The organism is Paenibacillus sp. FSL H8-0079, assembly GCF_037991315.1.
In the GTDB taxonomy this organism is placed as follows: domain Bacteria; phylum Bacillota; class Bacilli; order Paenibacillales; family Paenibacillaceae; genus Paenibacillus.
The window spans coordinates 3,119,332-3,132,793 of sequence record NZ_CP150300.1 but is presented as its reverse complement, the minus strand read 5'-3'; the positions used below and the strand labels follow the sequence as shown (position 1 = coordinate 3,132,793).

At 45.2% G+C, this 13,462-nt stretch carries 14 protein-coding genes and 1 riboswitch; of the genes, 2 read left to right on the top strand and 12 right to left on the bottom strand.

The features are described from left to right. The first annotated feature begins 14 nt into the window (after positions 1–14). Positions 15–884, top strand: a complete 870-nt coding sequence (locus MHI06_RS14005; RefSeq protein ID WP_340401883.1) for a MurR/RpiR family transcriptional regulator — start codon at positions 15–17, stop codon at positions 882–884. Between the two features lie 23 nt (positions 885–907). Here MHI06_RS14005 and MHI06_RS14000 read toward each other — a convergent pair whose 3' ends face one another. From MHI06_RS14000 to MHI06_RS13965, 8 genes are all read right to left on the bottom strand, one after another. After that, positions 908–1,258 carry an MmcQ/YjbR family DNA-binding protein gene (locus tag MHI06_RS14000; RefSeq protein ID WP_340401882.1) on the bottom strand — a complete coding sequence of 117 codons (351 nt, stop codon included), beginning with the start codon at positions 1,256–1,258 and terminating at the stop codon, positions 908–910. A gap of 166 nt (positions 1,259–1,424) precedes the next feature. Further along, on the bottom strand, positions 1,425–2,984 hold the full coding sequence (locus tag MHI06_RS13995; protein ID WP_340398831.1) for an IS1182 family transposase: 1,560 nt from the start codon (positions 2,982–2,984) through the stop codon (positions 1,425–1,427). Positions 2,985–3,129: 145 nt separating this feature from the next. Next, positions 3,130–4,536 (bottom strand): DEAD/DEAH box helicase, encoded by a 1,407-nt coding sequence (locus tag MHI06_RS13990; protein ID WP_340401881.1) that lies wholly within the window; start codon positions 4,534–4,536, stop codon positions 3,130–3,132. A 116-nt stretch (positions 4,537–4,652) separates the two neighbouring features. Continuing rightward, positions 4,653–4,967, bottom strand: coding sequence for a multidrug efflux SMR transporter (locus MHI06_RS13985; protein ID WP_340401880.1), 315 nt, complete (start codon positions 4,965–4,967; stop codon positions 4,653–4,655). Continuing rightward, the gene (locus tag MHI06_RS13980) at positions 4,967–5,305 is read right to left on the bottom strand and encodes a multidrug efflux SMR transporter (RefSeq protein WP_169479548.1); all 339 of its coding nucleotides are present in this window, start codon (positions 5,303–5,305) and stop codon (positions 4,967–4,969) included. Before MHI06_RS13980 ends, MHI06_RS13985 begins: the two co-directional genes overlap by 1 nt. Positions 5,306–5,408: 103 nt before the next feature. Next, positions 5,409–5,509, bottom strand: a riboswitch (guanidine-I (ykkC/yxkD leader). 71 nt (positions 5,510–5,580) lie between these two features. Beyond that, positions 5,581–6,210: a pentapeptide repeat-containing protein gene (locus MHI06_RS13975; protein ID WP_340401879.1), complete on the bottom strand. Its 630-nt coding sequence runs from the start codon at positions 6,208–6,210 to the stop codon at positions 5,581–5,583. A gap of 11 nt (positions 6,211–6,221) precedes the next feature. Further along, positions 6,222–6,986, bottom strand: coding sequence for a class I SAM-dependent methyltransferase (locus MHI06_RS13970; protein ID WP_340401878.1), 765 nt, complete (start codon positions 6,984–6,986; stop codon positions 6,222–6,224). A 133-nt stretch (positions 6,987–7,119) separates the two neighbouring features. Beyond that, a complete protein-coding gene (locus tag MHI06_RS13965; RefSeq protein WP_340401877.1) occupies positions 7,120–8,106 on the bottom strand; it encodes an aldo/keto reductase in 987 nt (328 codons plus the stop codon). Between the two features lie 372 nt (positions 8,107–8,478). On the opposite strand from MHI06_RS13965, the gene MHI06_RS13960 reads away from it, so the two are divergent. Beyond that, a complete protein-coding gene (locus MHI06_RS13960; RefSeq protein WP_340401876.1) occupies positions 8,479–9,396 on the top strand; it encodes an AraC family transcriptional regulator in 918 nt (305 codons plus the stop codon). Between the two features lie 80 nt (positions 9,397–9,476). Here the strand turns inward: MHI06_RS13960 and MHI06_RS13955 are convergent, their stop codons facing one another. The 4 genes from MHI06_RS13955 to MHI06_RS13940 all read right to left on the bottom strand — a co-directional run bounded on the left by MHI06_RS13955 (position 9,477) and on the right by MHI06_RS13940 (position 13,458). Then, positions 9,477–10,556, bottom strand: a complete 1,080-nt coding sequence (locus tag MHI06_RS13955) for a low specificity L-threonine aldolase (RefSeq protein ID WP_340401875.1) — start codon at positions 10,554–10,556, stop codon at positions 9,477–9,479. Beyond that, positions 10,553–10,975, bottom strand: a complete 423-nt coding sequence (locus MHI06_RS13950; RefSeq protein WP_124114576.1) for a MarR family winged helix-turn-helix transcriptional regulator — start codon at positions 10,973–10,975, stop codon at positions 10,553–10,555. The genes MHI06_RS13955 and MHI06_RS13950 overlap by 4 nt, the downstream gene beginning before the upstream one ends. 438 nt (positions 10,976–11,413) lie before the next feature. Further along, positions 11,414–13,132: an ABC transporter ATP-binding protein gene (locus MHI06_RS13945; RefSeq protein ID WP_340401874.1), complete on the bottom strand. Its 1,719-nt coding sequence runs from the start codon at positions 13,130–13,132 to the stop codon at positions 11,414–11,416. A 2-nt stretch (positions 13,133–13,134) separates the two neighbouring features. After that, the gene (locus tag MHI06_RS13940) at positions 13,135–13,458 is read right to left on the bottom strand and encodes a hypothetical protein (RefSeq protein WP_340401873.1); all 324 of its coding nucleotides are present in this window, start codon (positions 13,456–13,458) and stop codon (positions 13,135–13,137) included. Between the last annotated feature and the right edge of the window lie 4 nt (positions 13,459–13,462).

The window sequence follows — 13,462 nt, the reverse complement described above, 5'->3', positions numbered from 1 at the left end:
TTGGGGTGAACCTATTGAAAATACTAACTCAATTATCCGACATGCATAACTTTACACCAAATGAAAAAAGCATCGCTTCCTACATATTGACACATAAGGACCGTATTCTTCACTTAAATGTGCAAGAACTCGCGAAAGTTACCTATACCTCGCATTCGGCAATTAACCGACTCATTCACAAACTTGAACTCACTGGCTTCAAAGAATTCATCATCAGACTTGCCCGGGAATTTGAGCAGGACTCCGCCCAGAACATATCCAATGTGGACCCTAATTATCCGTTCAGTCTGGGTGAGTCTTCGCTTCAGGTGGCAAAAGAAATTGCCGAATTAATGAAGGAAACCATCGAGAAGAATGTGGCCTATATGGACGATGACTTGCTGTCACACACAGCGCAATTATTGGATCGGGCTGAACGGATATTCATCTACGCCATGGGCGATTCACAGATCCGGGCGAAAAGTTTTCAAAATAAACTGTTCAAAATCAATAAATATGTAGTCATTGCCACCGAGCTGTCTGAATGGGCGCACCATACCGTCAATCTGACGACAAGAGACTGTGCTATTTTCCTCACCTATCATGGAAAATCTCAGAGTTATATTACAGCGGCCCATCATTTTAAGCGTGAACACATTCCTTTTATCACCATCACAGCAACCAGTCACAGCGAACTGGCAAAGCTCAGCACGATCTGTATCCGCGTTCCCAATGATGAAGTGAAGCTTGCCAAGATCGGATCATTTTCTTCCCAGATTGCTTTTGAATATGTGTTAAACGTCATCTACTCCTGCATTTATAAAATCAACTATGCGACGAATAGACAGACATCAGCCGAGACATATGAGAAACTCCAGGTCAGTGACCTGTTAAGTGACGATTAATGTGAGTTACATGAAATGCTTCACTATTCGGACAGAGATTCCCGAACGCTTTTCGGAAGGGATTTGACAACCAGTTCATAAGAGTGATCAATCATGACGTAGATATCCTCATCTGACAATGAACCATCCAGCGTAATGGTATTCCAGTGTTTTTTGTTCATATGATATCCCGGTTGAACCGCTTCATGCTGCTCTCTCAGGTTCTCTGCAATAATGGGATCACATTTTAAGTTCAAGCGACAGTTCTCTTCGTTTTCAAAAATAAGCGCGAACATCTTACCCGCAACCTTCATCGCGACTGGATTAGGCCCAAATGGATAATCCTTGATCGCACCTTTCTTCTTCAAACTGTATTCAATCATCGTATCCTTCAAGTCAGTTCCTCCCTTTCACCAGTGGACGTTATAATGATACCGAATGTAAGTTCGTATGTAAATATGCTCGCTGCACATAATAAAGGGGCTGTCTCAAAAGCCCTTGAAAAAAGTATAGGCAAAAAGAAATACCACGCATACGTTCAAAAAAGGACAAAGCAGAGGTTTATTCTGCTTTGTCCTTTTTGCGTTTTTCTGTCAATGTGGCTTTTTTGAGTAGATTGTGGGCAAGGCAAAGCCACCCAACCTCCAGGCTCACTTTTTGCAAGCCGCGAAGCAGGAATCTTCGGAATCCCCGGTTATTTTTAATTTGTCCAAACACACTCTCAGGCTCCGTCATGCGCCGAACTGAAAGGGTATATCCTTCCTCACTACGTAACCGTTCCCGCATCTCGTTTTTTTGACGCATATAGGTAAGACTGACGGTAATCTCCCGATTGCCTTTCGCTGTTGTGCATTTGGTTTTCAGGGGACATTCGCTACAGTCTGCACTTCGATAATGGCGGGTTCGAATCGCGTAGCCACTCTCCGTGACCGCCTGACTTTCATACCGGAATGGTAACGTTTGCCCTGCCGCACAGGTCCATGTATCTTCGGTTTCGTTGTAGCTCCAGTGGTCCACTTTGCCCAGCGCTTGCTTCCATGCCCTCGTTTTCTCTTTATGGTATGTTCCGTATTTGACGATGCCGTGGATGTTTTTTTCTTCCAAATAGCTGTAATTTTCTTCGCTTCCATACCCGGCATCGGCAATGACGGTTTTCACTCTTTTACCAAGCTGCTCTTCCAGATGATCCAGGTGCGGTTTCAGACATTTGGTGTCCGTGGGCCGCTGGTGTACACTGTAGCCCAATACAAACTGGTTTTCCGTTCCGATTTGTACATTGTATCCAGGCTTTAGTTGACCATTTCGCATGTGGTCTTCTTTCATTCGCATGAACGTCGCATCTGGATCGGTTTTGCTGTAACTGCCCCGCTCACCAGCAGTTTGGATCTGATGCTCATACTTTTGCAACCGGGGCAGGAAGTCTTTGCACAACTGTCGCACCGCTTTTTTTAATGTTTTGCTCTTCGGTTTTTCGCTTAGCTTTTCCTCCAATTGCTTGACGGCTTGTTCCAGTTTTTCCGCAGTGAGAGCCGAGACTTCGCCAAGTTCAGGCAGGTCGGTTCCGGTGTGGAGGGTATCTTCTTCGTTTTCCGCTTCTTCGATGGCTTGAAACAAGGTATGTACTTTTTCTTGCAGCTTGGCCTGGTGCTTGACGACGGCTTTTTTCCACACAAAGGTGTAGCGATTCGCATTCGCTTCAAGCTTGGTTCCGTCCAAAAAATAGTGATCCAAGGACACGTATTGCTCCTGAACCAACAGCTCCAGCACATGGGTAAACACAGTTTCCAAGACCTCTTTCATCCGCTCGGAACGAAAGCGATTAATGGTCCGGAAATCCGGTTGTTGCCGCCCGGCTATCCACATGAACATGATATTTTCGCGAACCGCCTTGGCAATTTGCCGGGAAGAATAGATGCGCTGGGTGTAGGCGTAGATGATGATTTTGGTGAGCATTTTGGGATGATAGCTATGGCGACCCCCGCCAGGATACGCCGAGTTAAAAATGGAATCGCTGAGGCGATTGATTGCGTTATTCACAACACGAACGAGGTGATTTTTGGGGATATCTGTCTCCAAATCCATTGGCAAGAAAAGTTGATCCATGGTATATTGAATGTACAAAGAAACCGTCTCCTTTCAAATGGTGGGTCGCACTTCCATTTTACCAAGGAACGGTTTCTTTTTGTTTTACAATTTTGAAAACAGAGCTGTCTCTAGCCATTTTATGACTTATGGGACAGCCCCTTTATCTTGCATTTACGAAAACTTAGTTGGCTCTATCGTTTCTTGTTTTGCTGCTGCGATTAAATGAGCCATTGTTGGATTTACTGCTACTGCTGTTTGATCTACTGCTACTAGGTCTACCGTCGTTTGAACGACTATTATTGGTTTTGCCACTCTTGGCAAACCACTCGGATTTGGGCTTGCGTGCCGGGTTCGCCTTGGACTTGGCCGGTTTGCCTGCAGATGATTTGTTAAAGGCAGGTTTACCGCCTGGTGCTTTGTTCGTTTTTTCAAACACAGGTACACCTGTCATCGGATACGGATGACCTTTCACTTCAGGAATCGTCTTTTTAATCACTTTCTCGATATCCTTCAGGAATGGAAGTTCGTCTTTCTCACAGAATGAGATGGCCATCCCGCTTTTCCCTGCTCGACCTGTACGTCCAATACGGTGAACATACGTTTCCGGAATGTTAGGCAGGTTAAAGTTAATGACATGCGACAGTTCTTCCACATCAATTCCTCTTGCAGCGATATCCGTAGCTACCAGTACTCGCGTGGCCCCGCTCTTGAAGTTGTTCAGTGCCCGTTGTCGCTCGTTCTGAGACTTATTGCCATGAATAGCCTGTGCCGTAACATTCACTTTGGCCAAATCACGTGTAACCCGGTCAGCGCCGCGCTTCGTGCGTGTGAACACCAATGCCGTGACGATGGATTTATCCTCCAAAATTTGGTTCAACATCTGCTGCTTCTTGCCATTCTCCAGCAAATATATAGACTGCTCAATGCGGTCTACTGTTGAAGATACCGGTGTAATTTCTACTTTGACTGGATCAACCAGCAAGGTTTTAACCATTTTGGTGATTTCAGGAGGCATCGTAGCTGAGAAGAACAGCGTTTGCTTCTTGTTCGGCATTTTGGCAATGATTCTTTTCACATCATGAATGAAGCCCATGTCCAACATCCGGTCTGCTTCATCCAGAACGAGAATCTCAACCATCTTCAGATCAATACGTTTCTGGTTAATCAGATCGTTCAATCTACCAGGCGTTGCGATAATAATATCTGCACCTTGATTCAGCGCACGCTCTTGCACTTTTTGCGAAACACCACCAACGATAGCTGTACAACGGATGTCCGTATACCGACTATATACCTTGATGTTGTCCGCGATTTGAATAGCCAGCTCTCTTGTTGGTGTCAAAATCAATGAGCGAATATGTCGTGCGGACTTCGATCCTTGTCCTTTGGATCTTTCGCTCAATAATTGAATGATTGGCACCGAAAATGCTGCCGTCTTGCCTGTTCCTGTCTGTGCACATCCCAGCAGGTCTCTGCCCGCTAATACAGCTGGAATTGCTTGTTCCTGTATAGGCGTAGGATTAGTATAGTTTGCTTTGCTTAACCCTTCCATAATAGAGGGGATAATATTTAAGTCGTTAAATGTCATGTTGTCTCCTTCATTTACGCACATCTATCAATAAGACGTATCTTTTATTTCACACGTAACGTATAAGGATAACATTAAAAACGCAATCTGTAAATCATCTTTTTATTTTCATTTTTTCAACTGACCAATTTAAGACCTACTGCTGATCCGAGTACCATGGCGATAAACACAATTCTTAGGGCATTTCGAGGTTCCCCATAAAACACCATGCCAAGTATGGCACCGCCGGAAGCTCCTATTCCCGTCCACACGGCATATGCTGTTCCCATCGGAAGAGTTTTCATCGCCAGAGATAGAAATATAAAGCTCAAACCAAACCCGGCTACCAATAGAACCAGTGAAATGAAATTACGGTCTTTGTGCAACTTGTTTATCATCAGCACTCCGATCATCTCAAATACGCCTGCCAAGATTAGAAATACCCAGTTCATTATAGCTGCACCTCCTTATTCTTCTCTTTACTTAGCATTTTAAGACCAATTACGCCGAGTAAAAGTACACCAATGAGAATCATTTTTCCGGTTTGCACAGGTGCATTAAACAAAAGAATCTCTGCAAGCACCGTACCTGCGGTACCCAGGCCAACGAAAACTGCATACACAGTTCCCACGGGCAGTGTCCGCGAAGCTGCAATCATCAAGGAGAAACTAATGATAATCGCAACCAGCGTAAGCCCCCATTCCAGCAGACCACTGGCATGTTTCAATCCAATGACCCAACCCACTTCAAACACAGCAGCAATCACAACCGACATCCACGTTTTATTCATTCCTGTAACACTCCTTCTCTTTTACATTTTTTTGTACAACCCGTAAGGGTTCATTAGCGAAAAAACAAAAAAAGCCCGGGAAACAAACTGCATCAAGCAGTTCATCTCCCAGGCTTTTATCCCTCCGTGGCACAACCAACAGGTTGCGGGTTTTCTCTCGGACCAGACCGACACAACCGCCGCGGAACCCTAGAAAACCTGTTTTTATTCTAATGTGTCTCCAATTATACACACTTCTACTATCTTGGCAACCCCATGAATATGTTCATGCCAATTTATTTAATACTGATGCCCATTAATCCTACAAATGTAGCGGCTTGATGTGGTGAGATCACACAACCGTTGAGATCTTCCATGGTCAGCACCAAGGAGTCAAATTGGCAATCGCTAAGATCCAAATCCTTCATTTTGGTACCCGTCATGGAAGCTTGGTCGATGTTACATTGAATGAACTCTATTTTTTGAAGTGCCAGATAGGCAAAATCCGCACCAATCAAGGTACATTCGGAGAAGGAGACCTGTTTCAAGTGGGCAAAACGGAAGTTGCTGTAGTCTCCTAAGCCATGAAGGAAATTGACATTTTGCAATCGACTATTGGAAAAATCAGTTCCGACAAACTTACAGTTATGCCATTCGATCCGGTGCATGAAGGCACTTGAGAGATTGACATTGGAGAAGTCGCAGTGTTCAAAGCGAACATCGGTGAATTCAAATTGTTCCAAGGTTGACTCCGAGATCGTCACATGTCTAAATACAACATTTTCAAATGAAACCTTGCTCGCTTCCTGGTGATCCAGTGTAATATTCTCAATCAACTTGTGTTTGTACTCGACTTTGGATTCGAGAAATGTAATGGTTTCTTGTTCGAGCAACTGCTCCTGAATCTTGGGTTTATCCATTTTCATCCCATATTCTCCTATTCCTTAATAGCTACAACTCGCAGTCGGCTTCTGTCCAGATACCATTGTGCATCCCGCATCAGTTGTGGCTGTACCTTCCTCTCAATAGTATCCATAATAACTTCCTGTTCTGCAAGCGCGATGTCCTTGAATAAATACTCAGCGAAGCTATTCAACCACTTTCTGACACCTGGCCTGAACGGGGTAAATTGGTCCACATGCTGAGCTAGACTAATGCGAAATCCGTTCTGCTCCAGCAGACTCGCATATTCGCCAATGGTCGGGTGATACCATGGGTTCCGTCCTTCCCATTCGTATCCACGGGTATCCAGTTCTTCTCGTACCGCCGCAATCAATATAGCTGTATTGCCACTTCCGGCGAACTCGGCCACGAACCTTCCGCCCTTCTTGAGCGCTAACTGTATCGATTGGACTACAGCTGGAGCATCTTGTATCCAATGCAGAACGGCATGAGAGAAAACGGCATCGAACGGTTCTTCTGTCCGATAATGACAAGCATTTTCGACTTGAATATTCATATCCGGGTATTTCAGTTTAGCTTGCCTAATCGTCTCCTCTGAAAAATCTATACCTGTTGGCAGTGCTCCTGCGGCTGCAATTTTGGCTGTCATCTCCCCATTTCCGCAACCTACATCAAGGATTCGTTCCCCATGGGACGGCTGGAGTAAGGATAAGATAGGTGTTTCCTGTAACGTTGTAAACGGGATGGAATGACCACTCCACGGTTCGTTCGCTTGATCGGATGAATGTCCGTTATTCATAGAATATAATCTCCTTCTCAATTAAGGATCTAATGTATCTATAATAACTTTAATATAAAGGAACTGTCAATTCACTTCTCTCATCATTCAAAAAAAGCCGCCACATGGCGACTTTTCAGATAAAGCACTCCGATTAACTGAGATTTCCTGTTACCGGATGGGGTACATATGCTTCTTCGAGGAAATGGATCTCTTCCGTAGTCAGCTTCACGGAAAGGGCTGAGATCGCATCCTCCAGATGATGAAGCTTGGTCGCACCGATAATGGGTGCTGTTACTGCCTCTTGGTGCAACAACCAGGCCAGAGCGACCTGTGCACGAGGAATATCTCGTTGCTCAGCTACTTTCATGACTCTCTCCACCACTTGACGATCCGCATCCACCATCGCACTCTCATAGAATGCCTTCCCGACCGGGTCGATTCCTGAACGCGCAGTCTGTTCATTCCAATCCCGGGTAAGACGTCCTTTGGCAAGAGGGCTCCACGGAATAACACCGACTCCTTCTTCCAGACATAAGGGCAGCATCTCACGCTCTTCTTCACGATACAACAGGTTATAATGATTCTGCATCGAGACGAATTTCGTCCAGCCATGGCGTTCCGCTGTATATTGAGCTTTCATGAATTGCCAGGCGTACATCGAAGAAGCTCCAATGTATCTGACCTTTCCAGCCTTAACTACATCATGAAGAGCTTCCATCGTTTCCTCAATAGGAGTTGTATTATCCCATCGATGGATCTGATACAGGTCCACATAATCTGTGCCCAAACGCATGAGGCTGTTGTCGATTTCGTTCATAATCGCTTTTCTGGACAACCCAGCACCGTTCGGTCCTTCATTCATCCGGAAAAACAATTTGGTCGCCAGCACAATCTCGTCCCGACGGGCAAAGTCTTTCAACGCACGTCCAACAATTTCCTCACTGGTTCCATCCGAATAGATATTGGCCGTATCGAAGAAATTAATACCAGCATCCAACGCCTTCTGGATGAACGGGCGACTCTGCTCTTCATTCAGTGACCATGGTGCCATTCCGCGTTCAGGTACACCGTAACTCATGCAACCCAGACATAATCTGGAGACATCCAGACCTGTACGTCCTAATTTAACATATTCCATATTTCACACTCTCCTTGAATTTGTTTTGTAAAAGGATGTTGTCTCCACCTCTTCGGAAACTAGCTCTAACCAGCATGTGAAGTATATATCTCGATGTACGGAATTCTCTTCCAACTTGATCTGTGATTCGAGCCTGTCAATCAAAATTCGCCTGACATGGATTGATAACCATTTCATCACTTTGTTCACCCAACTTTTCGAATAAACTTTAATTGCTTGGCTCTGTTAACATACTCTTAGTATGCCGAGTCATCGGCTGCAAGCGGTATATCAATCGTCTTAATTGATTGCCTGATCCTCTCAGTCCCCCTTTTGGTTCTGTACGGTAAGCTTTACAATATAGCTAGGTTAAATCCGTGAGGAGGAATACGTATGACCGAAGAATTATTTCAACCAAAACAGGAATTAAGTGATCTGCTTGAACGTCATTCCAATCATAATGGTGCAATGGAAACGGCGATTCCTTCCCTGTTTGTCTATCACCATTCAAAGATTAGCGAACCGGCATACAGAGTATATAAACCTTCATTTTGTGTGATTGTTCAAGGGTTGAAAGAAGTATTGCTCGCGCAGGAGCGTTATGAATATGGACCTTCCAATTACTTAATTGCTTCTATGAATCTCCCGGTCATCGGGCAAATTATTAAGGCATCGGCTGATGCACCCTACTTAAGTCTCAAGCTCGAATTCACACCGAACCAAATTCTCGAAGTACTGAACGAATGCAATATCAAGGTCACTTTCAACGAAAACGCCAGACGAGCCATGTTCGTAGGTCAGATGGAATCGTCCATTCAGGATGCTGTACTCCGGCTTGTTCGATTGCTGGATACGCCGGGAGAAATTCCGTTCCTGGCTCCGTTATACGTTAAAGAAATTCTGTTCCGCCTTCTTCAGGGACCTTATGGAGGAGAATTGGCGCAGATTGCAGTGGAAGGCAGCAGCACATATCGGATCAGAGAATCGATTGAGTACATCGTTCACCATTGGGAACAGCCATTTCGCATTGAAGATCTGGCTGAGACTGCCAGCATGAGCGTCTCTTCATTCCATCGTCACTTCAAAGAGATCACAGCCATGAGCCCATTACAATTCCAGAAACAATTAAGACTACAGGAAGCCCGGCGACTCCTGATGGCTGAATCTGCAGATGCAGCAGATGTAGCGTTCCGAGTTGGTTACGAGAGTGCCTCTCAATTTAGCCGCGAATATGCACGCATGTTCGGCGCACCTCCAAGAGCTGATATCCGACGGTTAAAGGAGAAATACGATATCGTCTTGAGTGAGTGAACCAGTCAGTACCTTTTATCCCACGATAGGCATACGAAAAAGGACAACCACGACAGGTTGTCCTTTTTAAAAAATAAAATTTAAACCAATACTTCGACCCGTTGTGGCACCTGGATCTCTTCGTGCAATAATTGAGCGATGTCACAAGTCAGTGCATCCACATTCGCCTGCCGAGTTGCCCAGCTGGTACAGAATCGCACCGCACTGTGTGTATCGTCAACCTTTTCCCAGAAGGAGAACGTATAACCGCTGCGTAATTTCTCAAGCAACAGATTAGGCAGAATCGGAAACTGCTGGTTGGTTGGTGAGTCGTACAGGAAGCGTACTCCCTGCTGTTCGAGTGAATCATGAATTCTCAAGGCCATATCCACGGCATGACGGGAAATATCGAGATACAGACCGTCTTCGAACAAGGTTTCGAATTGAATACCTAGCAATCTGCCTTTGGCAAGCAGACCACCTTTTTGTTTGATCATATACCGAAAATCTGGTTTGAGTGCATCATTCAGGATAACGACCGCTTCTCCCATCAATGCCCCAATCTTAGTTCCCCCGATGTAAAATACATCGCACAAGCGCGCAAGATCAGCAAGTGTCATATCGCAATCGCGTGAAGCGAGTGCATATCCAAGGCGTGCTCCATCCACGAAAAATGGAAGACCACATGCTCTGCTCACTGTATGCAATGCTTGCAGTTCCGCCCTGCTGTACATCGTTCCGTTCTCCGTTGGCTGAGATATGTAGACCATGCCTGGCTGCACACAGTGTTCCGGTGACGACTCATTCATGTGCGCATCGTATACTGCTCTAACCTGCTCTGGCGTGATCTTTCCGTCCTCACTTGGAACCGTGAGCACCTTATGTCCCGTAGCTTCAATAGCTCCCGTTTCATGAACCGCAATGTGTCCCGATGTAGCTGCAATCACACCTTGATATGGACGCAAAATGGAGGCAATCACCGTTGTATTCGTCTGTGTACCACCAACCAGGAAATGAACATCAGCCTGCTCGTTGTCACAGGCCTGACGAATAAGCATTCTCGCACGTTCGCAGTGTCCATCCGTGCCATACCCGCTCGTCTGTTCCATGTTGGTTTCCATCAGTCTTTGTAAAATGCGTTCATGCGCACCTTCATTATAATCACATTCAAATCGTATCATCGTGTTGTCTCTCCTGCCTTCTTGTTCAACTTCTCTTGTATGTTCATCATGGAGGTGTATACCTCTTGAATCTCTTCTTCATTCAGTTCTTGCATGAGCTTCAGGATCTGTTGATCAGATCGATCATTCAATTGGGCATACAGTTCCTCGCCCTTGGCTGTCAGACGAATCAGACTGACCCGGCTGTCGGCAGCAGAATTCACTTTCACCAGCAGTCCCTCCTTGGACAGCTTGTTCACAATTCGGCTCATGTAACTGCGATCAATGGTCAGTGTATCCACCAAATTGTTCGCAATGCTCTCTCCCCGAATTCCAATTTCAATAATGACCCGTACTTCCGCAAATGAATACCCTGTTCCGAGAATATGCTTGTCGAGTACACCGAGTATGTTGGTATAAAAACGGTTAAAACGTCGCATGTCAGCCAGTATATCTGGATTTATGTACTGAGAGTCGATGTCAAACCCTCCTTTTTAGTGGACATTGTCAACATTATAATAATCAGGTTAGTGGACGTTGTCAACATTATCTTTTCCTTAGCATATCCAATCAATAAAAAAAGCCGCGCATATGCGCGGCAAGGTTTACTTATTTTAGATACTTGATCCAGATACATAGTCAGCTGCTTAAGTTTCTATATCAATTGAACTAAACATTTACACAAAACGGAGAGGACAGAAAGAACCTGAAGAAGCGAAGCGTTCGCCTAAAAGCTTTCTGAAAGAAAGCTACATCGGAAGCATACGCTATCCCCGGATTTCCCCCTTTCTAGAAGGAATCAAAAAAATCTGGGGATAACAGCGATCGGAAGGTTGTTCTGTCATCGGAGTGGCCAGTGTAAATTCAATTTATATGGATTAAGAGTGACTATATTGCACCTGATGAAGACGGCTGTATATTCCTCCAGCAGCGACCAACTCCTCATGGTTGCCCTGCTCAGCAATGCCATCTGTGTTCACTACGATAATTCGATCTGCATTCTTGATGGTCGTTAGTCTGTGTGCAATCACAAGTGTAGTTCTGCCCACCGACAATTCAGCGAGTGATTGCTGGATAAGTGCTTCCGTTTCCGTATCCAGCGCAGAGGTTGCCTCATCCAGAATAAGAATGGGTGGATTTTTCAAGAACATACGAGCAATGGATAACCGTTGCTTTTGTCCTCCGGACAGCTTGACTCCACGCTCCCCAATGACCGTATCCATACCGTCTGGCAACGTAAGAATTAATTCCTCCAACGAGGCACGACGGGCGGCATCCCAGATTTGTTCGTCCGTTGCACGCAGGTCACCATAAGCAATATTCTCCTTAATCGTACCTGAGAACAAAAATACATCCTGCTGAACGATTCCGATATGCTTGCGCAACGATTGAAGCTTAACGTCCCGAATGTCCACACCATCTACGGTAATGCGTCCCTCTTCTACCTCATAGAATCTTGGCAGCAAGCTGCAGATGGTCGTCTTGCCTGCACCCGAAGGTCCAACAAAAGCTACCGTTTCGCCTGGTCTAACGGACAGACTGATATCATTTAGAATACGCCGACTGGATTCATATCCGAACGAGACGTTTTCGAAGCGAATATCACCCTTCACACTTTCAAATTCAACGGCGTTTTTGATATCAGCAATTTCGGGTTCCGTATCAATGATCTCCAGATACCGCTTGAAACCAGCGATGCCCTTCGGATAACTTTCAATGACAGCGTTAATTTTCTCGATTGGACGGAAGAAGATATTGGATAGAAGCAAGAAGGCCATGAATTCACCCATATTGATTCTACCATCGATATAAAACCACGCCCCGCTAATCATGACAAATACCGTAACTAGTCGCATCATCATATAACTAACCGAGATACTTTTTGCCATCGTTTTGTAGGCAAGCAGTTTAGTTTTACGGAAATTCTCATTGTCCACGGCAAAAAGCTCTTTCTCATGTTGTTCGTTAGCAAACGATTGTACAACACGAATGCCACCAACGTTGTCTTCAATGCGCGCATTGAAATTGCCGACGTCTCCGAAGAGTCTCCGATACGTCTTCGTCATCCGGCCACCAAATACGATAATGACCCAAGCCATGATTGGGATAATGATAAAGGTTAGCAGCGCAAGCTCCAGATTAATGTTAGCCATCAGCCAGAACGATCCGATTAATGTCATCACTGCGATGAATACATCTTCAGGTCCATGGTGAGCAACCTCTCCGATATCGTTCAGATCATTCGTAAGGTGACCAATTAAGTGACCCGTTTTGCGATTATCGAAAAACCGGAAGGACAGCTTTTGCAAGTGAGCGAACATCTTCTCACGCATGTTGGTCTCAATGTTAATGCCCAGCATATGTCCCCAATATGTAACTACATAGTTCAATACGGTATTAAGTGCATAGATGGATAACAGCACGACGCAGGCAAGCATAATGAGAGGCCAATCCTGACCCGGCAACAATTCATTAATGAATTTGCTGACGGCAAGGGGAAAAGCGAGCTCCAGCAAACCTGCGATAACAGCACATCCAAAATCAATTAAAAACAGTTTTTTATAAGGACGATAATACGAAAAAAAACGACGAATCATACTTATTCACGCTCACTCTCCAGATCCTTATTGGGGCTTACATCTTCATTTTGCAACTCGAAAAGGTGAATATACTCGTCGATGACCTGATCAATGGCTTTCAGCTCCCCACTAATCATCGGGCGAATATGTTCGTACTCCTCCTGTCCAAGTTGTCTGGCGAGGGTTGTTCTTCGATTCTGCATCTGCTCCAGAAATACAAGAATTCGGCCGCGACGGAATGTTTGCGCACCATGGCCCCGTTTTCCCTGATGTTCACCATGTCCTCTGCCACGTCTTGAACGCTCTCCGCGTTGCTCACTGTCACTCATATCACGATCTCTCATTTTG